This window comes from Acidobacteriota bacterium (genome assembly GCA_012517875.1).
Classification (GTDB): Bacteria; Acidobacteriota; JAAYUB01; order JAAYUB01; family JAAYUB01; genus JAAYUB01.
This window is the reverse complement of the sequence record JAAYUB010000104.1, coordinates 58,993-85,830: the sequence shown is the minus strand read 5'-3', so window position 1 is coordinate 85,830 and position 26,838 is coordinate 58,993. Positions and strand designations below refer to the sequence as shown.

Annotated in this window: 20 protein-coding genes and 1 pseudogene; 12 read left to right on the top strand and 9 right to left on the bottom strand. The window is 64.8% G+C overall.

What is annotated here, in order from left to right; all coding sequences use genetic code 11:
* The 12 genes and pseudogenes from GX414_11455 to GX414_11400 all read left to right on the top strand — a co-directional run.
* Positions 1-635, top strand: a 635-nt coding sequence (locus GX414_11455) for a hypothetical protein (protein ID NLI47710.1), incomplete at its 5' end; no start/stop codon positions are given.
* 4 nt (positions 636-639) lie between these two features.
* Positions 640-1,659 carry a type VI secretion system protein TssA gene (tssA, locus tag GX414_11450; GenBank protein ID NLI47709.1) on the top strand — a complete coding sequence of 340 codons (1,020 nt, stop codon included), beginning with the start codon at positions 640-642 and terminating at the stop codon, positions 1,657-1,659.
* Positions 1,660-1,668: 9 nt separating this feature from the next.
* Entirely contained in the window at positions 1,669-2,172 is a 504-nt protein-coding gene (locus GX414_11445) for a hypothetical protein (protein NLI47708.1), read from the top strand.
* Positions 2,173-2,230: 58 nt separating this feature from the next.
* Positions 2,231-2,716, top strand: coding sequence for a type VI secretion system contractile sheath small subunit (tssB, locus tag GX414_11440; protein ID NLI47707.1), 486 nt, complete (start codon positions 2,231-2,233; stop codon positions 2,714-2,716).
* Between the two features lie 11 nt (positions 2,717-2,727).
* Positions 2,728-4,215: a type VI secretion system contractile sheath large subunit gene (tssC, locus tag GX414_11435; protein NLI47706.1), complete on the top strand. Its 1,488-nt coding sequence runs from the start codon at positions 2,728-2,730 to the stop codon at positions 4,213-4,215.
* Positions 4,216-4,314: 99 nt separating this feature from the next.
* Complete coding sequence (locus GX414_11430; protein NLI47705.1) at positions 4,315-4,800, top strand: Hcp family type VI secretion system effector; 486 nt, start codon at positions 4,315-4,317, stop codon at positions 4,798-4,800.
* 86 nt (positions 4,801-4,886) lie between these two features.
* Positions 4,887-5,300, top strand: coding sequence for a type VI secretion system baseplate subunit TssE (tssE, locus tag GX414_11425; GenBank protein ID NLI47704.1), 414 nt, complete (start codon positions 4,887-4,889; stop codon positions 5,298-5,300).
* Positions 5,301-5,313: 13 nt separating this feature from the next.
* Positions 5,314-7,044, top strand: a complete 1,731-nt coding sequence (tssF, locus tag GX414_11420; protein NLI47703.1) for a type VI secretion system baseplate subunit TssF — start codon at positions 5,314-5,316, stop codon at positions 7,042-7,044.
* On the top strand, positions 7,008-8,054 hold the full coding sequence (gene tssG, locus GX414_11415) for a type VI secretion system baseplate subunit TssG (protein NLI47702.1): 1,047 nt from the start codon (positions 7,008-7,010) through the stop codon (positions 8,052-8,054). The genes tssF and tssG overlap by 37 nt, the downstream gene beginning before the upstream one ends.
* 112 nt (positions 8,055-8,166) lie before the next feature.
* Complete coding sequence (gene tssH / locus GX414_11410) at positions 8,167-10,806, top strand: type VI secretion system ATPase TssH (GenBank protein ID NLI47701.1); 2,640 nt, start codon at positions 8,167-8,169, stop codon at positions 10,804-10,806.
* Positions 10,807-10,896: 90 nt separating this feature from the next.
* A pseudogene (locus GX414_11405) lies at positions 10,897-11,875 on the top strand (collagen-like protein).
* Complete coding sequence (locus GX414_11400; protein NLI47700.1) at positions 11,803-12,978, top strand: hypothetical protein; 1,176 nt, start codon at positions 11,803-11,805, stop codon at positions 12,976-12,978. The pseudogene GX414_11405 and the gene GX414_11400 overlap by 73 nt, the downstream one beginning before the upstream one ends.
* Before the next feature lie 195 nt (positions 12,979-13,173).
* Here the strand turns inward: GX414_11400 and GX414_11395 are convergent, their stop codons facing one another.
* The 9 genes from GX414_11395 to tssI form a co-directional block, all read right to left on the bottom strand.
* On the bottom strand, positions 13,174-15,213 hold the full coding sequence (locus tag GX414_11395; protein NLI47699.1) for a tetratricopeptide repeat protein: 2,040 nt from the start codon (positions 15,211-15,213) through the stop codon (positions 13,174-13,176).
* A 69-nt stretch (positions 15,214-15,282) separates the two neighbouring features.
* Positions 15,283-16,065: a hypothetical protein gene (locus tag GX414_11390; GenBank protein ID NLI47698.1), complete on the bottom strand. Its 783-nt coding sequence runs from the start codon at positions 16,063-16,065 to the stop codon at positions 15,283-15,285.
* Positions 16,031-17,410, bottom strand: a complete 1,380-nt coding sequence (locus GX414_11385) for a hypothetical protein (GenBank protein NLI47697.1) — start codon at positions 17,408-17,410, stop codon at positions 16,031-16,033. The genes GX414_11390 and GX414_11385 overlap by 35 nt, the downstream gene beginning before the upstream one ends.
* Before the next feature lie 14 nt (positions 17,411-17,424).
* Positions 17,425-17,826 carry a DUF4150 domain-containing protein gene (locus tag GX414_11380; protein ID NLI47696.1) on the bottom strand — a complete coding sequence of 134 codons (402 nt, stop codon included), beginning with the start codon at positions 17,824-17,826 and terminating at the stop codon, positions 17,425-17,427.
* A gap of 63 nt (positions 17,827-17,889) precedes the next feature.
* Entirely contained in the window at positions 17,890-18,270 is a 381-nt protein-coding gene (locus GX414_11375; protein ID NLI47695.1) for a four helix bundle protein, read from the bottom strand.
* 75 nt (positions 18,271-18,345) lie between these two features.
* Positions 18,346-19,002, bottom strand: coding sequence for a DUF3540 domain-containing protein (locus GX414_11370; GenBank protein ID NLI47694.1), 657 nt, complete (start codon positions 19,000-19,002; stop codon positions 18,346-18,348).
* A 32-nt stretch (positions 19,003-19,034) separates the two neighbouring features.
* The gene (locus tag GX414_11365) at positions 19,035-20,111 is read right to left on the bottom strand and encodes a hypothetical protein (GenBank protein NLI47693.1); all 1,077 of its coding nucleotides are present in this window, start codon (positions 20,109-20,111) and stop codon (positions 19,035-19,037) included.
* Positions 20,108-23,869: a DUF2169 domain-containing protein gene (locus GX414_11360; protein ID NLI47692.1), complete on the bottom strand. Its 3,762-nt coding sequence runs from the start codon at positions 23,867-23,869 to the stop codon at positions 20,108-20,110. The genes GX414_11365 and GX414_11360 overlap by 4 nt, the downstream gene beginning before the upstream one ends.
* A 622-nt stretch (positions 23,870-24,491) precedes the next feature.
* On the bottom strand, positions 24,492-26,813 hold the full coding sequence (gene tssI, locus GX414_11355; protein NLI47691.1) for a type VI secretion system tip protein VgrG: 2,322 nt from the start codon (positions 26,811-26,813) through the stop codon (positions 24,492-24,494).
* Positions 26,814-26,838: the final 25 nt, after the last annotated feature.

The window sequence follows — 26,838 nt, the reverse complement described above, 5'->3', positions numbered from 1 at the left end:
TCGATGAAAAGGAAGGACGGGTCTGGAAGTTCCTCAAGAGCACGGCCCGTCCGTTCATCCGTCAGGACCAGTTCGGCTACACCCCCCGCGTGGTGGCCGGCCGCACCATCGCCTTCCGGGACGACTGGATCCAGTTCCTCAACACCGGCAACCAGGCGATGTTCCAGTATCAACCCAGTTACGTCGTGCAGATCGAGGCGCAGCCAGTGGACGCCAACGCGGATGCCGCCGTCAAGCCGCTCGGCTGCACCCTGTGCCTCCAGTGCAGCGACACGAGAACCTGCCTGGAAAACTTCAACTACCCCCAGTCGGCCGCGTTCAAATGGGCACCGGACGGCTGCGGCGACACGACGCTGACCATCCAGTTCCCCAACCTGACCCTGACCCGCACGTATTCCGGTCGGTTCGGTTTTTCCAAATTCCTCGCTGAATTCATGACCGGCCGCCAGGAATTCAGGGCCGAGGATTTCCCGGATGCCACCGCCCGGCTTCGCCAGCTGGGTGTCAGTTGGATCCGGGTGACGTATCGGATCACCGGCGGCGAACCCGTCATCCGCATGTTGCGCCGGGCGCCCACGACGGTTCCGCCGGAAATCGTGGTGTGTTGGCCGCTCCAGCCAGCGGCCGGGATGTGATCGCATGAGTGACTGGAAAGAACTGGGCCGCACCCCTGTCGCCCCGGGCAATCCCGCCGGCAGCGATGTGCAGGACCTGCCCGCCTACGCCGCCCTGGAAGCGGAAATGGGCAAGCTCAACTCACCGTCAGCCGCCAGCAGCATCGACTGGAGCCAGGTCGCGCGCCTCGCCGATGACATCCTGTCCCGTTACTCCAAGCATCTGCTGGTCGCCGGCTATTACTCGGTCGCCCTGCTGAACACGGACCGTCTCCGCGGACTCGCTCGTGGAGTGCGCGTCCTGCGGGATCTGCTCGACCATTTCTGGGACACGATGTATCCGTCCGTCCGACGCATGCGCGGCCGAAAGAATGCCGTGGAATGGTGGTACGAGAAGGTCCAGGCGGCTGCCCGGAACCTGCCTCGCGAGGAATGGTCCGAAGCCGATCGGCAGGCGTTCCAGGACGACCTCGTGGCCGTCGATCGCTGCCTGGCGGAGAAGATGGAGGAGGCCCCCGTTCTCCGCCCGCTCATCGAACAGGTGACCGGACTCATCTCGGTGGCGGGTGCGGTGCCGCCCGCCGCGTCTGCCCAGGCGACTGCTCCACCCCGCCCGGCGCCCGCCAATTCCGGCGCTCCGGCTGTGCCCGCCGCCTCCCCGGACGTGTCCGACCCCGACCAGTTGTTGCGGCTGGGCTTCGACCATCTCGGCCGCGCCGCCCGGCTCATGCAGGCCAGGGACCTGGCGGATCCGGTGCCATACCTGCTGGTGCGCATCGCCGCCTGGCTGCCCGTCCGGGCTCTCCCCCCGGCCGAAGCGGGGAAAACCCGCATCCCGCCCCCGGAAGCGCAGACCATTCTAGAACTGGCCAACCTGTACGCCGCTGGTAACTGGCCGGAGTTAATCCGCACCTGCGAATCCGCGGTGATCCGATTCCTCTTCTGGATCGACCTGAGCCGGACATCGGCCGAAGGGCTGGAGCAGCTGGGGCACACTGCCGCAGCCGGAGCGGTGATCCGGGAGACCCAGGCTTTCGTGCAGTGATTCCGGGGAATCGAGAACCTGGCGTTCGCCGACGGCATACCCTTCGCCAATGACGACACCCGGCAATGGCTGCTGAGTCTCGGTGGCGAGAGCGGCCGGCCGGCAACACCGTCCGGCGCCGTCGACGAGCTGGCGCTGGCCGTCTCCCGAGAGATGGCCGCCGCCCAGGAGCTGGTGGCGCACAACCAGCTGGGCGGCGCCCTCAGCACATTCAACGAACACATCCGCCAGGCCGGCTCGCTCCGGGAACGGCTCGCCTGGCAGCTGGCGCTGTGCCGGCTGGTGCTGCGCGCGCACAAGCCCCGCCTGGCCGCACCCTACACCCGGGACATCCTCGACTGCGTGGAGACCTGCCGTCTGGAACGCTGGGATCCGACGCTGGCGGTGGATGCACTCACCGTGGTCCTGAAGGTGCTGCGGGCGCAGGGCGAACGATCGGACAAAGCCATGATCGAGAGCATTCTGGACCGGATCCTGATTCTGGATCCGGCCGGCGGACTGGATTTCATGTGAGGCGGCCGCTGGCGCCGCCCCGGCAGAAGGGGATATCAATTTCGACAGGAGGTTCAATATGGCAAAAGAAGCTTCCGTAGCGCCGAAGGAGCGGGTGAACATCGTCTACCGCCCCGCCACCGGCGACGCCCAGCAGGAGGTCGAGCTGCCGCTGAAGGTACTCGTGATGGGTGACTTCACCGCCCGGCCCGACGACACCCCGCTCGAAGACCGCAAGCCCATCAACATCGACAAGGACAACTTCGATGAGGTGCTCAAGGCGCAGGACATCCGGTTTCAGGCCGGTGTCGCCAACAAGCTGTCCGGCGAACCGAACGCCCAGCTCAACGTCAACCTGGATTTCAAGAGCATGAAGGATTTCGAACCGGATGCCATCATTGCCAAGGTGCCTGAGCTCGCCAAGCTGATGGAGCTGCGCGACGCGCTCAAGGCGCTCAAGGGCCCCCTCGGCAACGTCCCCGCCTTCCGCAAAAAGATCCAGGATCTGGTCCAGGACGAAGGCGCCCGCGCGCGGCTGCTCAAAGAACTGGGAATTGAGGAATAGGAGGTGGTCCCATGGCCGAACAGGACAAGAAACAACAACCCCAAGCCGCCGAAGCCGTCCAGGGCGAAGCATCCCTGCTGGACGAGATTCTCCAGGCCACCCGCCTGAAACCCTCCGACGAGGGCTACTCCGCCACCCGGCAGGGTGTGCAGGCCCTGATCGACGAACTGCTCAAGCCCGAGCGGGCCGAAGCCCGGGTGACTCAGGGCTTGGTGGACGAGATGATCACCAATCTGGACAAGAAACTCAGCGCCCAGATGGACGCCATCCTGCACCATGCCGACTTCCAGAAGCTGGAGTCGTCCTGGCGCTCCCTCAAGTACCTGGTGGACAAGACCGATTTCCGGGAAAACATCAAGATCGAGATGCTCAACGTCCCGAAGCAGGCGTTGCTCGATGATTTCGAAGACGCGCCGGAGATACCCAAATCGGGCCTTTACAAGATGGTCTACACGCGGGAATACGGTCAGTTCGGCGGGCAACCGTACGGATTGATGGTGGGCAATTACGAGTTCGGGCCCGGCTCCCAGGACATCCGCCTGCTCCAGAACCTGGCCAGTGTGGCCACCATGGCCCACGCCCCGTTTGTCGCCGCCGCCGGCTCGGAATTCTTCGGCCTGGACAGTTTCGCCGGTCTGCCCAACCTCAAGGATCTGAAATCCATCTTTGAGGGTCCGCAGTACATCAAGTGGCAGTCGTTCCGGGAGTCCGAGGACGCCCGCTACGTGGGCCTCACCCTGCCCCACTTCCTGCTGCGTCTTCCCTACGGCCAATCGACGAAGCCGGCCAAGACGTTCAACTACAATGAAGACGTCACCGGCGGCGACCAGAGCTTCCTGTGGGGCAATGCGGCCTTTGCCTTCGCCTCGCGGATTACCGACAGCTTTGCCAAGTACCGCTGGTGCGCCAACATCATCGGGCCCCAGGGCGGCGGCGCCGTCGAGGACATGCCCGTCTATCAATACGAGGCCATGGGCGAGCTGCAGACCAAGATCCCCACCGAGGTGCTCATCTCCGAACGCCGGGAATTCGAACTGGCCGAGGAGGGCTTCATCGCGCTGACCATGCGGAAGGGGAGCGACAATGCGGCGTTCTTCTCCGCCAATTCGGCCCAGAAGCCGAAGCGGTTTGCCGACACGGCGGAAGGCAAGGCCGCGGAGAGCAATTACAAACTGGGCACCCAGCTGCCGTACATGTTCGTTGTCAACCGGCTGGCCCACTACCTCAAGGTGATCCAGCGGGAGAACATCGGCACCTGGAAGGAGCGGGTCGACCTGGAGCGGGAGCTCAACAACTGGATCCGGCAATACGTGGCCGATCAGGAGAACCCGTCACCGGGTGTCCGCAGCCGCCGACCGCTGCGAAAGGCCGAGATCACCGTTTCCGACGTGGCCGGGGATCCCGGCTGGTACCGGGTGGACATGAAAGTCCAGCCGCACTTCAAGTACATGGGCGCCTCTTTCACCTTGTCCCTCGTGGGCAAGATGGAGAAGGAATAGTCCGTCGGCCGCCCAGAAGGCACGGCACCGAGCGCACAATTGCTCCGCTCTATGTGAAATGAAATTTTGATCCCACATTTTAACTAGGAGGATGCCACCATGCCGATTCCGATCCATCTGCTCGTCGAAGGCGTGAAGCAGGGCAAGATTGAAGGGTCCTGCACGATGAAAGGCCGGGAAGGCACTATCTTGGTCCAGGGAGTCGATCATACCGTCGAGATCCCCAAGAGCCCCCAGACCGGCCTGCCCACCGGCAAGCGCGTCCACATGCCCATGACCATCACCAAGGAGATGGACAAGAGCTCGCCCAAGCTCTTCCAGGCCCTCTGCAGCGGCGAACAGCTCAAAACCGTGGAGCTGGACTTTTACCGCATCAGCCCGCAGGGCACCGAGGAGAAGTATTACACCATCAAACTCGCCAACGCCATCGTCACCACGATGCGCACCTACTTCCCCAACTGCCTCGATCAGGGCACCAAATCGTACGGCCACATGGAGGACATCGCCTTCACCTACGAGAAAATCGTGGCCACGTGGGTGCCCGACGGCATCGAGGCCGAGGACGACTGGACCGCGCCGAAATAACCATCGAATCGACCCGGCCGGCTACCCCCTTCGGGGGCGGCCGGCCCGGCCGTTTCGCGGACCGATTCATCTGACCGGGAGTCGGAATGTTCCAGGATCGCTTGTTGGAGCGCATCAGCCGCATCGAGCGGGATCCCAGCGGTCGCGACGCGTTGCCCGTCGCCTGGGAGGTGCGCTCCATCACCCGCCATCTCCAGCGCCTGCTCAACACGCGGCAGGGCGGCGTGCCCATCGCCGAGGATTACGGCATCCCCGACTTCACCAACATCCCCGGCGAAACCCTGACCGAGACTGCCCAGGAAATGGTCAAGGTGATCCGGCAGGTGATCAACCGCTACGAACCGCGGCTGAGCCAGGTCCAGATTTCCTTCATTCCGATCAAGGACGAGATCCTGTCACTGCGGTTCAAGATCGACGCCCGGCTTGCCCGCGACGAGCGCGTGCCCGTGTCGCTGGAGACCCGGGTGATGGCCGAAGGCAAGGTCGAGATCCAGGATTAGGCGGAGATCAGCCGTGATCAACGACTACTATCAGGAAGAGCTGCAGAATCTCCGCGAACTGGCGGTGGAGTTCGCCAAGGCGCATCCGGCCCTGGCACCCATGCTCAGCGGCCCGTCCACCGACCCGGACGTGGAGCGCCTGCTGGAGGGCGTGGCGTTCCTCACGGGACTATTGCGGGGGAAGCTCGACGACGACTTTCCCGAAATCGTCCACAGTTTGATGGAGCTGATTTTTCCGCACCTGCTCCGTCCTGTGCCCGCCTCCACGGTGGTCGCCTTCAGCCCGAAACCCGGCCTTCAGGAAAGTGTCATCGTCAAGGCCGGCACCTCGCTGGCGGGAGTTCCCATCGACGGGGTGACCTGCCTGTTCCGAACTTGTTTCCACGTGGAGGCGCATCCGCTGAAAATCACCGCCGCCGAGCTGCGCCAATCCCCGGGGCAGCCTGATCGGATCCGCATCGCCTGCGAGCTGACCGGACCCACGCTGGACCAGTGGCGCCCCACCCGGCTCGGCTTCTTTCTGGGCGACAGCCTGAGTCTGGCGATGGACCTGTTCCTGCTGCTCAGCCGGTACATCCGCCGGATCACCGTGGCCCCGGCTGCCGGCGGCATGCCGACGGAGCTGCCGCCCGGATCCCTGCACGCCGTCGGTTTCGACCTGGACAACGCGCTGCTGGCTTTCCCCCGGCAGGCGTTCCGGGGCTACCGCCTGCTGCAGGAGTACTTCATCCTGCCCGAAAAGTTCCTGTTTTTTGAATTGCGGGGCTGGGACGCCTGGCGAGACCGCGGCAAGGGAAACGCCTTCGAACTGCTCTTCGAGCTGATGCCGGCCCCCGTGGCGCCCCCGCGCGTGAAGGCGGACAGTTTCGTCCTGAACGCGACGCCGGTGATCAATCTGTTCCGGCAGGAAGCCGAACCGGTGCAGCTCGACCACCGTACGGAGAAAGTCCGGATCCGCCCGGCCACCAAGCAGCCCGGCTGTTACCAGGTGTATAGCGTCGACACCGTGGCCGGTTACCGGCAGGGCAGCGTGACCCGCCGTGACTATCGGCCGCTGGAAGCTGCCTCCGCCCAGACCGGCGGTGCGGCGGTCTACCAGGTCATCCGCGCCCGCTCGCCCATCGACGGCACACCGGAGACGATGCTGTCGTTTGCCTACTCCAGCGACCCGGCGGATCTGGTCAGCGAGACGCTGAGCATCACGCTGACCTGCACCAACGGCACGCTCCCCGAGCGGCTGCAGCTCGGTGACATCTGCAAACCCACCGAAGATTCACCCGAACTCCTCACGTATCGGAACATCCTGCCCCTGACGCCGGCGGTGGAACCGGTGCTGGGGAAAAATGCCCTGTGGCGTCTGCTGGCGCACCTTTCACTGAACTTCATGGCACTGGCCGACAGCACCGGCCTCAAGGAGATGCTCCGGCAGTACATCCCGGCCGGCCGCGACCGGGCGCGGGTCAGCGCCAACATCAAGCAGGTGGACGGCGTGGCGGACTTCACCGTGACGCCCTCCGACCGGCTGTTCCGCGGGCAGGTGATGCGCGGCCAGCAGGTCGCGCTCACCGTCCGGCAGGATCACTACACGGGCCTGGGCGGGATGTTCCTGTTCGGCTCGGTGCTGGAGCTGTTCATGGGCGTCTATTGCAGCATGAACAGTTACAGCCAGTTCCAGATCAAGGATGCCCTGTCTGGAGAGACATTCTCATGGCCACCGCGGATCGGCGATCGCCAACTGAGTTGAAGCAGCAACTGCTGCGGGAAGGCTCCCGTTTCACCTTCGCGCAGGCCGTGCGGCTGCTGCGGCTGATGGTGCAAGCCGAGCAACCGACCGCGCTCGACGAAAACCGGCTGCGCCGGGCGATCCAAGTCCACCCGCATCTGTCGCTCGACTTCCCCGGCACGGACATCACGGCCATCGAAGAGAAGCCGGCCGGATCGGGGCGTTACCAGATCACCGCCACATTCCTGGGTCTCTACGGCGCCGGGTCCCCGCTGCCCACGTTCTACACGGAGGATCTGCTTCACGAGCGGTCCGACGGGCGTTCGGTGATGCGCGATTTCATCGACATCGTCAACGCGCCGCTGTTTCCGATCTATTTCAAGAGCTGGAGCAAGCATCGGCTCTTCCACCGCCTGGTGGAGAAGAGAGAGCCCGATATCTTTTTACTGCTTTGCTGCCTGCTCGGCTTGGGCGAGGAGTCGATCCGGCGCCAAGTGGATGATCCCGCCAGCCTGTTCCGCTACATGGGCCTGTTCACGCTGCATACCCGCTCCGCCGAGGGGCTGCGCACCCTGTTGTCCGACCGGCTGGCCGAGCCGAGCCTGCGGGTGGTTCAGTGCGTGCCCCGTGTCGCCACGATCCCCGAGGATCAGCGGTGCCGCCTGGGCGTCGCGGGCAACGTGCTGGGCGAGGATTGCTGCCTGGGCTCCGAGATCAATGACCGGATGGGCAAATTCCGCGTGGAGATCGGTCCGGTGGATATCGACACGTTCACCCAGTTTCTGCCCGGCCAGACGGGTTTCGGCGAGCTGCGACGACTGACCGAATTCTACCTGGACCAACCGCTGGAATGGGAGCTGCGCCTCACCCTGCGGGCCCGCGACATCCGGACAACCCGCCTGGGCGACACCTACTGGGCCCAACTGGGCCTCAACACCTGGATGCTCTCCTCCCGGCAGGCCGCCCGGCCGCTCACGGTGTTGCTCCAGGTGCCGACGGCGGAAGAACAGCGCCTGTTGATGGTCCACTGACCGATCGCTCTTTGCTTGCCGACGAACGGAATGGTTCGTGTCCCGGCCCGCGCGCATCCGACCCCCTGCGGGTGGGCGCCGGCAGGCAGATGAACCAATCAAGGAGGATCGCATGATCACCGTCGACATCAAGTCGCTGTTGAGCCGCATGAACGCGTTCAGCACCAACGCCCTGCATGCCGCCGCGGGCCTGTGTGTGTCACGCACCCACTACGAGGTGTCCGTCGAACAGGTGCTGGTGAAACTGCTCGAGGAGCCGCGATCCGACTGCAGTCTGATCTGCCAGAAATTCAACCTGGACATCGGGCGGGTGATCAAGGCGCTGGAGGAATCGCTGGAGGATTTTCGGACCGGAAATTCTTCCAAGCCGGTGTTTTCCCCCCTGTTGCTCGAGCTGATCCAGGACGCTTGGATGGTCGCCTCCATCGACCTCGGCGAGCGACGCATTCGTTCCGGTGCCCTGCTGATGGCGTTGCTGGCCAAGCCGAGCTTCTTCGCGTCCGGCCGCTACATCGATCTGCTCAAGACCATCAACCGTGAGACGCTGACCAAGGACTTCTGGGCTGTCACCAAGGGCTCCCTGGAGACGGAAGCGGCCGCCCGCGAACCAGGCGGCGCGGCCGAGACCGCCGCCGGCCCTTCCGACGGCGGATTTTTGAAGCGTTTCTGCACCGATTTCACCCAGAAAGCCCGCGACGGCGGCATCGATCCGGTGTTCGGGCGCGACCTGGAGATCCGGCAAATTGTGGATATCCTCGCCCGCCGGCGCAAGAACAACCCCATCTGCGTCGGCGATCCCGGCGTGGGCAAGACCGCCGTGGTGGAAGGGCTGGCGCTGCGCATCGTGCAGGGCGATGTGCCGGAGCTGCTGCAGAACGTGTCCCTGCTGGGGCTGGACATGGGTCTGCTTGAAGCCGGGGCGGGCATGAAAGGCGAATTCGAGAACCGCCTCAAGGGCGTCATCAGCGAAATCAAGGGCTCGGAGAAGCCCATCGTCCTGTTCATCGACGAGGCGCATACCCTCATCGGCGCGGGGGGCTCGGCGGGCACCAGCGACGCGGCCAACCTGCTCAAACCCGCCCTGGCCCGGGGCGAGCTGCGCACGGTGGCCGCCACCACCTGGGGCGAGTACAAGAAGTACTTCGAGAAGGATCCCGCCCTGGCTCGGCGCTTTCAGGCCGTCAAGCTGGATGAGCCGAGCGTCGAGACCACCATCCTGATCCTGCGCGGCATCCGGGACAGCTATGAGGCCGCCCACAAGGTGATCATCCGGGACGACGCCATCCGAGCCGCGGCCGAGCTGTCCGACAAATACATCACCGGCCGCTTCCTCCCCGACAAGGCCATCGACCTGGTGGACACCGCCTGCGCGCGGATCAAGATCAACCTTTCCGCCAAACCGGGCGTGCTGGAGGACAAGGAGCGCGCCGTCCAGGCACTGGAGCGTGAGAAAGGCGCGGTGGACCGCGATCGGACCAACGGCATCGCCGTCGACGAAGAGGCCTATCAGAAGGTCCTGGACAGAATCGCTGCCTTCCGGGCGGAGGCGGAGGCGCTGCGGGCTCGCTGGCAGGGGGAGAAGGAGGCCGCCCAAAAGGTGCTCGAGATCCGCGGCCGCCTAGCGGCCCTGGGGGGGGAACCGGCAGCCGACAAGGACGCGCTCAAGCAGGAGCTGGTCGCCGCCGACGCGGCCTTCCACGCCCTGCAAGCCGACGGCGGACTGATTCAGGTCGAGGTCAATCCGGACGTGGTGGCGCAGGTGGTGTCCGACTGGACCGGCATCCCGCTGGGCAAAGTGCTGCGCGACGAAGCGGAAAACATCCTGCGGCTCGAGGAACGGCTGGCCGAAAGGATCAAGGGTCAGGACCACGCCCTCAAGATCATCGTCGAAACCATCAAGTCGGCCAAGGCCGGCATCAAGAACCCCAACCAGCCCATGGGCGTTTTCCTGCTGGCCGGCCCGAGCGGTGTGGGCAAGACCGAAACGGGCCTGGCGCTGGCCGACCTGCTCTTCGGCTCCGACCGGAACGTGGTGACCATCAACATGAGCGAGTTTCAGGAGAGCCATACCGTCAGCCGGCTCATCGGCTCACCGCCGGGCTACGTCGGGTACGGGGAAGGCGGCATGCTCACCGAGGCGGTCCGCCAGAAGCCGTACTCGGTGGTCCTACTGGACGAGGTAGAAAAGGCGCACCTGGACGTGCTGAACCTGTTCTACCAAGTCTTCGACAAAGGCATGCTCACCGACGGCGAGGGGAAAGAGATCAACTTCCGCAACACCATCATCCTTCTCACCAGCAACCTGGCTTCGGACATCATCCAGGAGATGACCGCCGGTGACGAGCCTCTCCCGACAGACGCGGTGGTGGGGGCGATCCGGCCGGTGTTATCCAAACACTTCAAGCCGGCGCTGCTGGCGCGGATGGCCATCGTGCCTTACTACGGGTTGCGCGGCGAGGCGATGAAACGGATCGTGGAGCTCAAACTCCGGCGCATTCAGCGCACCCTGATGGAAAACAACAAGATGGCGTTCGACTACACGCCGGCGGTGATGGATCAGATCGCCGCCCGCTGCACCGAGGTGGAAACGGGCGCGCGGAACATCGAGTACATTCTGGACGGCAACATCCTACCCCAGCTCTCCCAACGGGTGCTGGCCCAGATGAGCGAAGGGGCCATGCCCACGGCGGTCCATCTGGACGTGGACGCGGCTGGCGCGTTCACGTTCCGTTTCGACACCCCGACCTCCTGAGGCCGGCGGCGCATTGACGAGAGGCACACCATGGCACGCATTCAGGCCGTTGACGAATCGGGCCGGCGGGTCTTGCTCACCCTGCTGATCATGCTGGCCGGAATCGGCGGGATCGCGACGGCGGCTGTCGGTTCGGCACTCGTTCGAACCATTCCCGACTTCAGCGTCTCGCCCGCGCTCATTCCGGTGGACAGCACGTCCGACGCATTCTTGTGTCTGTCCAACAGCTACAACGCGCGCTACGCCTCATTCCAGCCCGGTGACACTTTCACCTTCACGTTCGACACCGGCTGCGGGCAACTGGTCCACGTGGAGCCTGCCGTCTACATCAACTCCGCCACCTTGCGGTCCGTGGACTTCACGGTGCAGGCGAACCTCAGCCGCAACCAGATCGTCATGAAATACCGCGGACTGATCAAGGCGTACGAGCCCGGCGACAGCGTCTGCATCAGAATCACTCTGCAAACCGATCCGTTCGTGGGCCAGGGAGTCGTTGAGGTCGTCTGGCGATACGCCTCCGAGCCCACCACCTCGGTCCGCTCCGCCCGGTACACCGTGATCCACACCGTGGATTTTCCCACCGGTCCGCCGGGGCCCGAAGGGCCCGAGGGACCCGAAGGGCCTGAAGGCCCCACCGGACCGACAGGACCGACAGGACCGACAGGACCGACCGGGCCTCAGGGCGAGATTGGACCGACCGGTCCAACGGGGCCTCAAGGTGAGATCGGCCCCACCGGCCCCACTGGTCCCACCGGACCCACCGGACCCCAGGGTGAGATTGGACCGACCGGTCCAACAGGTCCTCAGGGAGAAATCGGCCCCACGGGTCCCACCGGACCCGAAGGGCCCACAGGACCGTCCGGGCCCACAGGGCCCTCTGGACCCGAAGGACCTGCCGGACCATCCGGGCCATCTGGACCTGAAGGACCATCTGGTCCATCCGGACCCTCAGGCCCGTCAGGACCCACCGGCCCTACAGGACCCGGGATCACATGGGTGCACGTCACCGGCACCAGTCAGCAGGCGGCGCGCAACACCGGCTACCTCGCCGACAACACCGCCCAGGTGACGGTGACCCTGCCGCTTTCAGCCGACTGCACCGTCGGCGACATCGTTCAGGTGTCCGGCCTCGGCGGCGGCGGCTGGAGAATCGCCCAGAACACCGGCCAGAGTGTTCTGACTTCACCCATCGATGGGACCGGCGTACTGTGGACCGCCCGGGACAGCAACCGCAGCTGGTACTTCGTGGCCGCCTCCGGTGACGGCGCGCATCTGGCCGCCGCGGTCTATGGCGGCTACATCTACACGTCGGCCGATTCGGGCACCACGTGGACTCAGCAGAACGGCAGCGGCACCCGCAACTGGACCGGTATTGCCATGTCAGCCAACGGCCAGTATATCGTGGCGGTCGTGACCGGCGACCACATCTACACCTCCAGTGACTACGGCGCCAATTGGACCAGCCGGGACAGCTCCCGCGATTGGTACGCGGTGGACTGCTCCGGCAGCGGCCAGTACATGGTGGCCGCGGTGAACACCGGCTACATCTACACCTCCACCAATTACGGCGCCAGCTGGACCGAGCGGACCGGCCCCGGCTCCCAGACCTGGTGGGACGTCGCCGTGTCCGACTCCGGCAACCTGGTTCTCGGCGTCCGCCATGGCGGCCAGATCGCCCGCTCCACCGACGGCGGCGCCAATTGGGGCAGCGTCGGCCCCACCTACAACTGGAGCGCCATTGACTGCTCCGCCGACGGTTCCCGGCTGGTGGCCGCCGCGGACGGCGGTCCCATCCACACCTCCAACGACGGCGGCACGGGCTGGATCGATCGGACCGGTTCCGCCAGCTGGCGCTTTGTCGCCGGTGACGACACCGGCCGGCACCTGCTGGCTACAATCACAAACGGCCAGCTCCACGTCTCGCAGGACTTCGGTTTGACCTGGCACACCCGGGAAAGCGCCCGAACCTGGGTGGGCGCCGGCGTCTCCGGCGACGGCCGGATCATGCTCGCCGCCGACTACGGCACCCAGCTCCACGTCTCCGCTCCACAAACCACGACGGGGGCGTCCGGTTACCTCACCGGCGGACGCGACGCGGCGGTCGCCCTCCAGTTTCTCGGCGGCGGAACATGGCGTGTGCTAAGTGCCGCGGGTGTCATCACCCCATACTGATCGGATCGTTCCAGCCAATCTTGCTTTGCATCGCCCCGCCATCCGGCGGGGCGTTCTCTTCATCTGCGGATCGTTCGGATTTCGGACATCAGAATCCGGACATCGCGGACAGACGTGTTTGCTCATGGTCGTGCTCCACGACACCTTGCTCACCGTGCGTTGCCCAGCTTTCAATGCAATGAGTCGACAATCCCCTTATTTCGCGTCCTTCGGATTGGCGGGGTGGCCCGCGAACAGCGCCCGCTCCCGCACAGCCAGCTCGGGCCGGTTCAGTTTTTCGTAGCAGGCGGCCAGGTGGAAATGGACCTCCCGGTATTCCGGCTTGAGTTTGAGCACCTCCTCAAACCGGATGATGGCTTCTGGAAAATTTCCCAAGTTCATGAGGGCATAGGCGAGGTTGAACAGCACCTGGGCGTGACGGGGATCCTGCAGCAGATAGGCGCGATACGCCATCACCGCCCTCGGCAGGTCGCCGGTCTGCTGTCGGGCGAATCCCTCAAGGAACAGGGTTTCCGGGTCTTCCATCCCCAGCGCTTTCAGACGGCCGACAAACACGAGGCTGCCGTCAAAGTCGCCCGCGGCTTGGGCGTCGTACGCCGCCTGCTTGAGGTACATCCGGTTGTCCGAGTCGAGTGTCGCCGCCCGGGCGCTGGCGGCGGCCGCCTCCACGCGGCGGCCCAACCGGCCATGGGCGCGGGCCAGCCAGTAGTAAGTCTGCGCCCAGTCCGGTTCGAGCAGCCGGGCCCGCTCGCATTCGGCCAGGCCCGCTTCGACTTGCCCGTGCTGGATCAGCCAGAGCCCTAGGTTTAGGTGTGCCAGGACGAAGTTGGGGCTGCGGCGGATCGCCTCCTCCAGATGTCGCCGCACGCGCGGGTCGTCACGGTTGGCGATGCTCATAGCCAGGTTGTGATGGGCCAAGGCGTCACCGCCATACGTGACGCTATGGGTCCAGAGTGTTTCACCCGTGCGCCACACCCGGTTCAACACGACCGAGGCCAGGCTGAAATACAGCACCAGGACGGCTGTCGCCAGGTGCCACCATGGCCGGCGAAGGCAGGCGGCCAGGGCCATCGCCGCCAGCAGAAACAGGAACGGACTCCCGGCGTACGGCCGGTAGTCTGACACCATCAGATGCAGCGGGAAGACGCTCGACTCCGGCACCTGCAGAATCCAGTAGCCGAGTACCACCGCGGCCGCCGCCGGCGCCCGCCGGCGCCAGGCGAACGCCAGCGTGACCGAGCCGATCACCAGAACCAATCCGGCCCAGACCGCCCCGTCCATCCATCCGGTGGCTCGACTGACTTCGGGGGCCAGGCGGATGGCGAACGGCCAGAGAAAATTGGGCAGATAATGCAGGAGGTGCAGGCGGAGCTGTGTCAGCGCATAGGTGGCGGCCGCTCCCGACGGACCGGCCATCGCCTGGCTCCAGTCGGAGAACTGCAATCCAAACCGGGTCCAAGCGAAAAACGCCGCCACCACAGCGCCGTACAGAGCCGCCCGTCCCCAGGGCCGCCACGCAGTCATTCGCTCACCGAGAACGGTCCACTCCAACGCCAGAACCAGCGCCGGTGCCACAGCCACATGAGTCTTGGATAGCAACGCCAGCGCAAAAAAACACAGCGCAACCGCCCAGCGCCAGGTTGTCTCCCCCCGGGCACGCATCCGCAAATACACAAGCAGGCTCGCTACAAGAAAAACCTGCGACAGCATCAGGTCGCGGGCGCAGATATAGTTCACCGGCACCCCGGCCACCGGGTGGACGGCGAAGATCGTCGCCGCCGCCAGGGCCACCCAGTCGGCCTGGACCCCCGTCCGAGATGCCCGCCACCCTGCAGCGGCCAGCAACGCCCGCAGGAAGAAAAACACAAGCACCGCCGCCACAGCCTGCAGGGCGATGTTCCAGGCGCGGAATCCGGCCGGATCCTGGCCTGTCAGAGCGTAACTCAGCGACAGCGAGAGAGGGAGCAGCGGACGGTATTGGACGATCCGGTCCAGAGTCGAGATGGTGCGAGGGTTCACGAAGTGCCGCCACGGGGGCCATACCTGCTGGATCCCGGGATTGTCCACCACATGGTATTGGTCGTCCAGGTGGAAACCGTTGGGCAGGGCGTTCCAGAACACCCCCACCACCAACGCCGCCAATGCCAGCGCCGTCACCAGCCGACCGCGGAGGGGCCACTCGACCGGCAAGGCAACATCAACCGACTGGAAGGAGTTCTGCTTGTCGCGACCCAAGGGAGACTCCGGAGCCGGGTAGCGTCCGTTGTCGCCGGCGCTGCCGAACGCTCCGGACGCGGCCCGGCGTCACTGCAACTGAATGGTGAACACCTCGGCGTCGTCGCTCTCCGGGAACGCGCCGAACAGGATCGCCGCCGGCGCTTCCTTCACCCGGAGATAGTAGGACAAGTGATCATCGACAGGATTCTGGATGGCCCAGGCGGTGAAGTCGCGGCCGCCCAGCTGGAGTTTCAAGCCCTGCATGGGATAGTTCAGGATGCACCGTTCCGGCAACCGGCCGGCCGGCCCGATCCCGTGGGTGTCGATGGTGGCCTCGCCGCCGGCCACGCCGAACATGGCGCCTTTCCAGGCGTGTCCCGGCGCGGGACCCACTCCGAACCACTGGCCGATGCCCGGGACGGCGTACACATCCAGCCGGTATTCCGGAGCGATCTTGGGCGGCGGGATCGCCGCCTTGGCCACAATCTTGGTCCCCAGGGCCGGGGTGTCCAGCGCCAGGGTGTCGATGCCCCGGAGCGGCGTTGGCAGCGTGGCGACATCCACGGCGCCGCCGGTGGAGACGAGTATAACAGGAAAACCGAGCCCGCGTTGGGCCTGGACGCCGAGGCTCAGCATCGACAGCCCGTAGCGGACGGTCGGCGCATCGAAATCCGCCGGCGTGCCCATGATGACCCAGACCGCGGTCTCGCGGGCCAGCAGCGCCTCACGCGGTCCGGACCAGGCCATCTTCGCCAGATCATCGGTCCAGAAATGCCCATCGGTCCCGTAACCCAACTGTTGTAGTTCAACCATCAACCGCTGCACTGCCTGTTCGTCACGGGGCAGGGCGCTGATCCAGGCTTTTTTCATGAGTTCCTCCTCCAGAGGTTGAGACGAACGGATGAATGGTCCACTCCGGCCATTTAAAATCAAACAGCATGCGGGACGGACTGTGCAGCGGCGGCGACCAGCGCGGCACCGCCGACACCGTTTCCCAGGACGCGCCGAACACCGCGCGGCAGCGCTGCTCCCAGCCTGCGGAGTGGCTGTGCGCCCAGACCACCAGGTTGGCGGGTCGGCTCCGCCGGTCACACTCGAATTCGCATGGGAGCCGGCCGCCCTGCTCCAGGATGGACGTCCCGGGAAAATCCCGCCGAAATAGATTGGTACGGTGCTGGTCGTCCACCATGACCGCGACGAACGTCACGTCGTCCGGCAGAACCAGGCGCGCCTCCGCCCATTGCAGAACCAGCTCGTGGCGCTTCATGTCACAGCGCCAGCCGGCTTCGTCGTCCGGGTCGTGGGGCGGGATGCCGCCCTCCCGCGCCTGCCGGTGGATCATTTTCCGGGAGACGTCCACACCGGCCCAGTTGCGATAATCCGCCAGCGACCGTGTCGTACCCAGGCTGTACGGGCCCAGATCGACTCCCTCGTCGGCCTGGCCGAGGAGTTGGCGGAGGCGCCGGGCCGGCTCCTGGGAGCGGGGCGCCTGCTGGTGGTCGTCCCAGTGCCGCAGGCTCCCCTGGCGGGTGTAATAGTGCCAGATGACCGCCCGGTGCGGGTTGTACAGGTTGAACCCGTGGGTGAAGGCCCGAACGGTGTAGCCGATCTCCTCGCCGCTGAAGTAGAAGAGCGGGTCGTATGGCACCTTTCGGGGCAACCGGGCGGACGCGAACATGAAGCCGCCGCTGACGAAGCGCGCGGGAAACGCCCGGGACAGCTGCTCGAAATTGATCACGCCCTTCGGCTCCAAACACACGTTGCCGTCGGGATGGAACCGGCTGATGGTCATCCGGTTGGGGTTCCGGTCGTTGAGGTATCCATCGAAGCCCGGCTTGTAGGATGGCGGGTAGCTCCCGATGACCGCCTGATCGTCGCCGAGGTCCCTGAACATGGTCAGGAGCTGCTCATCCCAGCTTTCGGCGAACCGGGTGTGGGAATCGATCTGAAAGTAGAAATCCTCGTCACCCAGCAACTGCTGAATCTTATGCCGCGCCCAACAGACGCCCCGCGACTCCGCGTACGGCACGTCGAAAATCCGGAAGCGGGGATCGGCGGCAAACTCGCGGAGACCGTCGTCCGTGGCGGCGCGCTGCCAGCATATCCCAAACGTCAGCCGCTCCGGGTTTCGGGCGTTGGCGAGGGCGTCCCGGACCGTAGGCAGCAGCTCCGGGTCGCGATATGCCGCAATGCTGATAAAGATGCGGCTGTTCATCTTCTCCTGCGGGATCAACCCAGGGTCAGCACAGTAACCTGGCTGGGCACCAGGCTCACGCCGGGTGCGTTGGGCAGCACAGCCAGACAGTTCTGGCCGGTGACGCTGGTGAGACGCTGGGCGGGTACTCCGTCCACCATGATGGTGATACAACCCACGAGGTACTCGGTCTGGCCCGACATCATGTGGGAAACCACACCGAGCAGGACGCCGCCGTTGTCACCCACGCTCACCGTACCGATGGACAGCTGGTTCACCGCGGGCATGCAGTCCACCAGGACGTTGTAGGCGGCCGGGGCCGAGGTGGCCGAGAACTGCATGTCCGGATACGGGATCGGCGTGGGCACCACGATCGGGGTGAGGCAGACATCCGGGAAACCCAGGTTCATGCCCGCGCCCATGCTCAACATAAACATCTCTGACTCCTTTCAGTCGTTAATTCATTTGTCATTGATCATTGATCAATTGACATTTTTCATTTATCTCCGAGCATTCTTGGTACGGGCGGTGCGAATCGACGTGACCATGATGCGCGATAACTGGGTGCACTCATCCAAAGCTTCCTGAACACATTCTGACCGGATCATCTCGGAACGGAGGATCACCTTGAGCCAGATCGAGGTCTCGTTCAGTTCCTTGAGGACGATACCCAGCTTGTGCACGAAATCCGCATGGCTCTCGGCGCCACGCGCTTCACCGTAATTCGGTGCCGGCGATGTTCCCGATCGCATCAACTGCCGAGACACGTGACCGCCGGCCGGATTCTTTGGCAGCATGCCGCAAAGCCGAATGATCCAGACTGAAAAGGCGATGAACCGATCCTGCAGGATATCGGCTCGGCTCTCCGTCTCAGTGTCCACCCGTCTCTCGCTCACCACCGCTCCTCAATGACCAATGACAAATGATCAATGAAAAATGATAAATGGTCTTCGGCCTCATCCCAGTTGGATCTGCTCGGCATTCACGGTGACGTGCTCCTCCGACATGATGAGCGTGTTTTTCGAGTGCATTGTCAGCAGGTCCTCGACGACAACCCGGGAGGAGGTACTCTGGGTTTCGTCGAGTTCCTTGACATACCGGAACGAATTACCGAGGCGTTGTGTCAGGCGCCGACAGACGACGTCCATGCCCAGGGCCACGGATTTCACCCGGGCCACCTGGCTGCTCAGGAACCGTCCGACGAACGCCAGCCGGCCGATCCGGACTCGGCCCTGGTGGGCGGCCACGGCGATGCGGCGGGAGGCGCAGGCGATGTCCTGCCGAGAGGCCAGCCGCAGGTCCCCGTCGGTCTGGAGCGCCAGGCTGCCACCCTGCACCCGAAGGTTCACGGGCCCGTCCAGGATCATCTCCGTCGCTGCGGGAACGGTCGCATCCCGCTCCAGCACCGACAGGATGTAATCTTTGCCGTCGGCCCCCACCGCCACCAGCACTGCGTCGCCCGGCCGGGGCGCCACGAGGCAGCCGAACGCCTGGTGGGCGCTAACGTCGCCAGCGGCGGTGCGCACCTTGAAGAGCCGGCCGTGACCTGCCACGATCCGACCAGTCTCCAGTTCCGTCTGGGTGGACATCCACGGGGCGCTGTGTCTGCTCATCGAAACCTCCTGTTCACGCGGCCGTGGGCCGCTCACTTCTTCGTGTCGTCCGCCGCTGGCGGCGGCGTCCAGTTTTCCGCCTCCGCCTGGTCCGGATCGGTTCCCCGGACCGTGGCGCGGTCGGCGCCGTCCCAGATGGCGTGGTCGTCGATCACCAAGTGCATCCGGGCCATGTACAGCTTGGCGGAGGAGAAATCCGCCGCCGTGAGATCCGTTTTGTCGAATTCCGCATAGGACAGGTCGCTGCCGGCGAAGCGGGTTGCCCGGCAGACAGCCGATGGGAAAAAGCAGTGGTCTAGACAGGCCTTCGAGAAATCGGCCTGGGACAGGTTCCCTTCGGCGAAGAGCGACTGGCTCAGGTCGGCGCCGGTCAGCGTAGCCTCGATCAGTTTGGCGCCTTTGAACATGGCGTTGCGTCCCCGAACCTTATCCAGCCGGGCTTTGGTCAGGTTGGCGTCCATGAAGTTCGACATACTCACATCCACGCCGGTGAAATCGGCTCCGGTCAGATCGGAGCCGGTCACGTTCACCTGCTGGAACGAGGTGCCCGCGAAGTTCTGGCCGGCCAGGTTGCAGCCCGCCAACAGCACCTTGAACAGCCGGGCGTCCTTGAACACGGCACCGGGGAGCTGGGCGTCATGGAAGATCACTTTGGTGAGCTGCGCGCCGGAGAAATCGGCCTGGCCAGCCGATGCGTGGGACAGCACCATTTTCTCCATTTTCGCACCGTTGAACTTCGCCCCGTCGAGTTTCGCGTGCTGCAGGAGCGACCAGCCCAGGTCGCCCTCGCTGAAATCGGCGCCGGTCAGGTCCGAGTGGGTGAGCAGGGTCTGGAACAGCTTGACTCCCCGCAGCGACGCGCCGCTGAGATCCGTCTTGCGCAAATCCACCTTGGTCAGGTCGGTGCCGTCGAACCGGGCACCAGGGAACGCGCATTTCTTGAAGCCGGTCCGCAGAATGTTGACGCCGCGCAGATTGGCATTCCGGAACACGACCTTCTCAAACCGGCCGCCCGTCAGGTCGGCGCCCGCGAGATCAATGCCGTCCAGATTCCGGTCGGCGATGGTTCGGTTGCGCCGGATGGCGTCGAGGACTTCTTCCCGGGTCATGGCAACAGGTCCTCCCGCTTGTAGATGAGCGTCAGCTTGAGATTGGCCCCGTCGAGGCGGGTCTCGCCCATCACCGCCTTGTACAGGTCCACGGCGCACAGGTTGGCGCCGCGCAGGTCGGTGTTGACCAGGCGGGCCTTGCGGAGCGACCCCCGGTAGAGGTCGATCCCGTACATGTCGGCGCCCTCCAGGTCCGTCTTGGTCAGGCGGGTGCCGCGGGCCGGCACCCGCCGGAGGTTGGCCATCCGGAGGTCGCAGAACTCGATGAGCGAATCGCGAATGACGGCGCCGCCGAAGTCGGCGCCCGACAAGTCCGCCTCGCGGAGGCTGCCCTGCTGCATGCGGATGTTGCGGAAGTCCGCGCCGGCAAATACGACACCCTTGCCCATCCGCAGTTTGTCCAGGTTGGCGCCGACAAATGTGACGCCGCTGCCGCGGGCATCCATGAACAAGGTGGAGTTTAGGACCGCCATCGAAAAGTCGGCGCCGTCCAGAACGATCTTGCGCAAGATGCACTTATTGAAGCGGGCCCCGGTGAACACGGCGCCGGTCGCGTCCCCTTCGATGATGCTGAGGTAGGCCCGCGTCCCGCTCATCTTGAGCCCCGGCAGCTGGCACTTCTGCAGGGTGACCATTTCCAGATCGGCACCGGAAAAGTCGGCGCCGGACAAGTCCGCGTCCTTAATCACCACCTGCTTGAGGCGGGCGCCGCAGCAATCCGCGCCTTTCAACTTGGCCTTGTTGAGAACACCCCGATCCAGCGTCGCGCCGCGCAGTGAGGCTGTCGTGAAGTCCGCTTCCAGGGCGATGACCTGAGTCAGGTTGGCCTTATCCAGACACGCGCCGGTGAATGAGGTTTTCTGGAGCTGGGCCCCGGTCAGGTCGGCGCCGGTCAAGTCCAGGCCCGACAGGTCCACACCGTTCAGAATGGCGCCGGCGAGCGTTTCGCCGCGGCCGTGCATCTCGACGACCTCCTCGCGGGAGCGCTTCTTCATCCGATCCGGGTCCATACCCGCCTCGGCGAACTTGGCTCTGGCCTCCGGCGGCAGCTCACCCGCCTTGACCTTGGCCATGGCGTCGGCGATCTGTTGCTTGCCGGCGGCGATCTTCGCCATGCCCTCCTGATATCGCGCTTCGCCCTCGTGGCCCATCTGGTACGCCCGGGCGGCTGCGTCGTTGAACTGCGCCTCGGTTTCGGGAGTGAGGACGCCCAAGTCGCGCAGCCGATCCCGTTTGGCCGCCAATTCGCCGGCGATGCGGTCGCCCACATCGGCAAAGGTCTCGCGGGGCGCGTTCTGAGCGGCTGCAAAAATCTGCTCAGGATCGTGCCCCGCCTTGGCCAGGGCTCCCTTGGCCGCGGCTTCCGCCTTGGCCTTCTCCGCGTAGATGGCGTCGAACTTGGGCTGGTGGAAGGCCCGGATCTCCTGCATCGTCTTTTCCACGATGGCCTTGATGTCCGGGATGGGCAAGGTCATGCCGGCCAGCGGCGACCCCGTCGGCGTTTTCCCCGCCTCGGGCAGGGCGATCTCCAGCCGGTGAGGCTGGGCCAGTTCCTTGGGCAGGGCATCCAAGATCCAACGGCGGAGGTCGGCCCCTGCGGCGCGGACCTCGAACACCGTCCGGCCCTTCGGCAGCCGGAGCGCCTGCGCGTTGGGGAACCGCTTCGCCCAGGGTGCAAAATCGGCATCCGAAGCGGTCGCCGGCAGCGCCACGAGGAAAACGGGCGTCGCCTTCAGCGCCTGCGCGGCTTCGGGTCCCGGATCGGCGGACGGATCCGGCAGGGCGATCACCGAGACGGCGTCGCCGGCCTCCTGCTCCACCAGGAGCGCCTGCAGTTCGTCGGCCACCCGCACCGCCACCGGCGCCGGCCCTTCGCCGGGCGGGGCCGGCATGAAGAGCGGGGTCTCGTCGGATCCGATCACGACCCGCTCCGGCGCCGCCGGCCAGGCGTCGGCATTACCGGGTCGGATGGCGATGCGCACCAGCACCGCGTCCTGAAAGCGGGGCAGGATCAGGCCGGCGGGCAGGTCCACCGGCGGAGCGTCGGCGGCGCCCGGTTTCCGCAAGCCCCACAGGGATGGTTTGTCTGATTGATCGTCAGAATTGACGCCGAGCCAAGCTCGACGGATGGTGTCCGCCTCGAATCCCAGGTCGGCCAGGGCCTTCTGGGCCTGCCGGTCCTGTTCGAGCCGGCGCCGCCAGGCCACCACCCGCGGGAAACCGCGGTCGTGCCACGGATTCACAGGGGGCGGCGCCAGCAGGTTGTCGGGATCGATGCCGGTCTTTTCCAGGTGTTCAGGCGGGACGTGATCCTTCAGCACCTCGCCCATCTGTTTCTTCGCGTCGGCGGCCTCCTGCTGGGCCTTTTCCAGCTTGGCCACCGAGTCGTCCACCTTCTGGGACATCCCCTTGATTCGTTCCCGCCACCGGTCGAACTGCTCCAGGTCGATGGCCACGAGGTGCCCATACTTGGCATGCATGTCCCGGGCCAGCGCCTCGAGCTGGTTCAGCACCGCCTCGCCGCCGGCGATGATCTCGCGGCTCATTCCCTGCATGTCCGCTGGCGTGCGGGGCATGACGGGGCTCCGGCCCGTCGCCCGCTTCTTGATCTCCTCCACTTCCTTAGGCAGGCGCCTGGCCTTGCGGAGCACCTTAGCGATCTTGGCCTGGGCGGCCTGGAGCGGCGCCATGTCGATGGTCACCGCCCGGTCGGCGGTGCGCAATTGTTCGTCGCGGTACGCTTCGATGGTCTTGGCCGGCGCATCGCCTTTTTCCACCGCGAGGAAGATCCGCTGGACGTCCATGTACTCCTCGTCCAGGATCTCGCCGGTGCCGCGGTGGAGCACCAGGCCCCGCAGGATGTTGGGAAACAGCCACACCGTGTCGATGCGGGTGGCTATTTCCTCGAACAGGAGATCTTCCACAGCTCGCGATTTCAAGTCCTTCTGGCGAGTGACGAAGCAACGGACACGGCACTGCGGCAGCCGTGAGGTGAGCACCGGGTAATCGGGATGCATGTGGCGGATCTCAATGGTCTCGGCACCGGTCAGGAAACCCGGGAAGTACTGGTCCTCGGAGGCGGCGTTGAAATACTCGTAGTTCATGTCGTCGGGAAAGTAGGGCCACCGCTCCTTCAGCCACTTGTCGTCGTAGGTGCCCGACTTCTTCTGGCGCACCGGGCTCATGAAGTCCAGTGGCCCGAAGCCGGCTGGATCGGGCCGGTCGGCGGGTGAGCCCACCAGCCGGCCGGGCAGTTCCAGGTTGGGGAGCGGCACCTGCTCCCGGCCGTCGGCGCCGCGTGCCGCTGCAATCCCTTTGCCCGCTGGGTTTTTTTCGAAACCCGGGCCGCCGAAGGCGCGATCCCAGGTCAGGGGCATCTCGGCGAAGGGCTCCGGGTCGGTGATGGTGGCCAGACCGCCGGCGCCGCGCGCCCAATACCGATCGCCGAAAACATTCAGTGTCTTAGCCAGGGCGCCGACGCGGACACTCACGGGCGCCGCCGGCCAGCGCTGTCCCCGCGGGGCGAAACACGATCCGGCCACAAGGAATTCGCCGCGCGGCTTGGCCATGCCCGTGTCCACGACAGGCATGGGGCCGAGCTGCGCCGGCACCGTCCGCCATAGCTCCTGCTCGGTGAGGAGGCTGTCGGGCGCGGTGAGGTCAAAATAGACCATCAGCGTGTAGGCCATGTACAGCCGGTTCCGCAGGCCAAACGGCTTGATGAAGAGCGACAGTTCGTTGGGCTTGTATACTTTCATTTGCTACTCATCTTCGACAGATCTTTGCAGCTTTCGGCTCGGAGCGAAACCGAAAAATGTTTCTGTCATTCGGCCTCATCCTCCACTTCTCGCCCAGCACAGAACCGGTCGATGCCCACAGTCTAAAGAGGTCTCTTCGGATAAAAATACAATATGCTCAGTGTAGAAATGATTAGAGGTCAAGTCAATGACTGGGTGAAGGTTTTACCAAATACCAGCCGGATATCGGCAACCAGGATCCGGTATCGGCTCCTCTACAATCCTTCGCGCGGAGAAGCCAGTCGATATTTCCATGTGGACTGGATCGACCGCCAGCTCCACCGCGAAACATTCGCACCGCGACGGCCCCGCCTCGCCCAGAAATCGGAGCACCGTGAACGTGTCCACTGGCAGTGTGCCCGAAATGAAACTGAACCGTCTGGTCTGTTCAAACGCAGTGAAATCGTCTTCCTGAAGTGCAAGAGTGTGGACTGACACACCTCCTCGTAGCCAGGCGTCACTCGTTCTTGCAATCTCTGGTCCTTCTGAACCTTGCCCACGGATTAGGCAGATGCCTTCGTCAAACCAGACAGCACGGATTTCGCGGAACGAGAAACCGTATTGTCGACCGGTGGGATTTCACTCAAATCAACATCTGCAATCCTGACAGGACCGTGTTCTCCGCGTGCAGGTCGGTTTTCTCGGCCACCGTGTTGAGGCCGACGCCGATCAGGTTCGTTTCGTCGCCGATCGTGGTAGTCCTCACCGCGATGGAGCGTAGGTCGTTGCCGAGCATCTGCGCCTGTTCCCCCTGTATGGTGGTGACACTGCCCTTGATGTCGTCGGTCACCGCCGCGAGCATCGACACGCTCCCAGCCAGTTGGGACGTCTTGCCCGCCAATCGCTCGGTGGTTCCAGCCAGGATGGACGTCTGGCCGGCCAACTGGGCCACCTCGCCGGTCAGGGTTTGCTGGGCTCCCCGCAGGTGGGTGATATCGCCTTCCAGGTCCACTTTCTTCAAATGCATGTGGCTCACGTCCAGGGCGAACTCCCGCTTCTGCGGGGCGAAGCGCCCGTGCCCCTCCACGTTGAACGCCCACGCCCAGGCCATTTTGAATTCCAGGCTGAGGCCGACCGTCACGTCAATCGCGGAGATGAACTTGATATGGGTGTAGTTGCCCAGGTAGATGCTCTCCTCCGCCCCGATCACCATGGTGAACGAGTTGCCCGAGATCGACTCCTTCTTGTTGTGGCACTTGAACTCCAGATCTCCTTCAGTCTCCGCCTTGATCCCCTTGATCTCCTGCTCCAGCTCGCTCACCTTCTTGCTCAGCTCCTCATCGTGCGGCGGCGGCGTGGTCGCCGTGGTGGGCGACGGCGTCGTCGGCGGCTCCGGCGGCCCGCCCCCCGGCGGCGGATCGTTGGGTATCCCGATCCGGATGAACGACCCCTGGTTCGGCACGTGCATCAGGATCCGCTCGCTCCCCGCCTTGTCCTCGATCGCAATCTTGTTCTTCCCCCCTGTCTGGATCGTCGCCATCGTCTGGTTCGCGTCCTTCACCACGCTCGGCGTCTCCGCGTTCGGCACCGCCCCCGCAATCACCGGCCGGTCCGGATCCCCGTCGATGAACGTCAGCAACACCTCCGTCCCCTTATGCAGCGGAAAGTGCATCCCGTGCCCCGCCCCCGCATACGGCTGCATCATCCGCACCCACGCCGACGCCTTCCCGTCCTTCCGCCCCGACACGTCGAACGGCAGCACCACCTTGTACCGCCCCTGCCCGTCCAGCTCCGCATACTGCCCGCTCCCCGCCCCGTCCACCTTCGCGTTCAGCGTCCCGTACAGCCGCGCCTTCGCCGTCACCCGCTCCGGCCGGTACTGCACCCCCGCCGCCATTGCCGTGAACGTGTTCCGGTAGTACGGCTCCCGCTCCCCCGGCGTCAGCTCCCCGCCCAGCCCCGCCAGCAGGTAGGCCGCCTGGCTCCCCTCGTGCGTCAGCCCCGTCGTCAGGTACGTCCCGTTGAAGTCCGCCCGGTAGTGGTCCGGCACCCGAAACGTGTACCCCGGCCGCAGGTACGGCACCGTGCTGCTGCCGGTGAACACCCGCTCCCGGCACAGCAACTCCTCCGCCCGCACCGCCGCCAGCCGCGCCCCTTCCGCCGGGTTGCGGAAATGCTCCCCGTACAAGTACACCTCACCCCGGCCCTTGGTCGAGACATCCGCCTGGCCGCTCAGTTCCAGCGACGGCGTCTCGTAGTTGTAGTCTTTCAGAACCACGCGCCTGGGCAGCGTTTGCTGCAGGCAACGAAGTTCGAACAGAATCTCCTCGCGATGGAAGTGCTGCAGCCCCGACGGAGTGGAATAGTGTAGTGTTTCTCCGTCGGGGAGCGGCCCGTGCGCCACCTTCGTGTCCGTCAGGATCACCTTCTCCCCGTCCGCGCCCTGCTCGAAGTAGTAATAGATCCCCTCCCGCTCCATCCAGCGCGACACGAACGCCAAATGGCTCTCCCGATACTGGCAGACGTACTCCCAGGCCGGATAGTCGCGCTGCAGCCGCAGATCGAAGTCCAGGCTGGAGAGCCCGCCGTCCTTGAGGCAGGCGGCCAGGATTTGGGGCACGGTCTGGTTCAGGAACACCTGGTTGTGGTGCGTCAGCCCCAGCCACCACAGTTTCGGCACCAGAACCGCCCGATAAAAGACATAATTATCCATCTGGTGGAGTTGTTCGAATCCGGCCAGAACACCGTGAAACGGAATATCTCCTTCGGCCCTCAGGATGGTGAACGCCACCGGTGCCGCCAGCACCGCCGCCAGGTCGAGAGACGCATCCTCCGCCACCAGCTCCAGCTCGAACCGGTAGCACCGCGACAGCCCTTCCTCACCGCGGAACCGCACCACCGTGAACGTTTCCGCCGGCAGCACAGTCGAAACGAATGCAAACCGCTTGCCTGTGATATCCAACATGGCTGTCTCCCTGAAAGCAGGATTC

Coding starts and splice junctions, on each gene's coding strand:
- GX414_11380 (NLI47696.1), bottom strand. CDS start 17,826: ATGTTTATGTTGAGCATGGGCGCGGGCATGAACCTGGGTTTCCCGGAT.
- GX414_11365 (NLI47693.1), bottom strand. CDS start 20,111: ATGACCCGGGAAGAAGTCCTCGACGCCATCCGGCGCAACCGAACCATC.
- tssI (NLI47691.1), bottom strand. CDS start 26,813: ATGTTGGATATCACAGGCAAGCGGTTTGCATTCGTTTCGACTGTGCTG.
- GX414_11385 (NLI47697.1), bottom strand. CDS start 17,410: ATGAACAGCCGCATCTTTATCAGCATTGCGGCATATCGCGACCCGGAG.
- GX414_11390 (NLI47698.1), bottom strand. CDS start 16,065: ATGAAAAAAGCCTGGATCAGCGCCCTGCCCCGTGACGAACAGGCAGTG.
- tssH (NLI47701.1), top strand. CDS start 8,167: ATGATCACCGTCGACATCAAGTCGCTGTTGAGCCGCATGAACGCGTTC.
- GX414_11360 (NLI47692.1), bottom strand. CDS start 23,869: ATGAAAGTATACAAGCCCAACGAACTGTCGCTCTTCATCAAGCCGTTT.
- GX414_11370 (NLI47694.1), bottom strand. CDS start 19,002: ATGAGCAGACACAGCGCCCCGTGGATGTCCACCCAGACGGAACTGGAG.
- tssC (NLI47706.1), top strand. CDS start 2,728: ATGGCCGAACAGGACAAGAAACAACAACCCCAAGCCGCCGAAGCCGTC.
- tssE (NLI47704.1), top strand. CDS start 4,887: ATGTTCCAGGATCGCTTGTTGGAGCGCATCAGCCGCATCGAGCGGGAT.
- tssG (NLI47702.1), top strand. CDS start 7,008: ATGGCCACCGCGGATCGGCGATCGCCAACTGAGTTGAAGCAGCAACTG.
- GX414_11430 (NLI47705.1), top strand. CDS start 4,315: ATGCCGATTCCGATCCATCTGCTCGTCGAAGGCGTGAAGCAGGGCAAG.
- tssA (NLI47709.1), top strand. CDS start 640: ATGAGTGACTGGAAAGAACTGGGCCGCACCCCTGTCGCCCCGGGCAAT.
- tssB (NLI47707.1), top strand. CDS start 2,231: ATGGCAAAAGAAGCTTCCGTAGCGCCGAAGGAGCGGGTGAACATCGTC.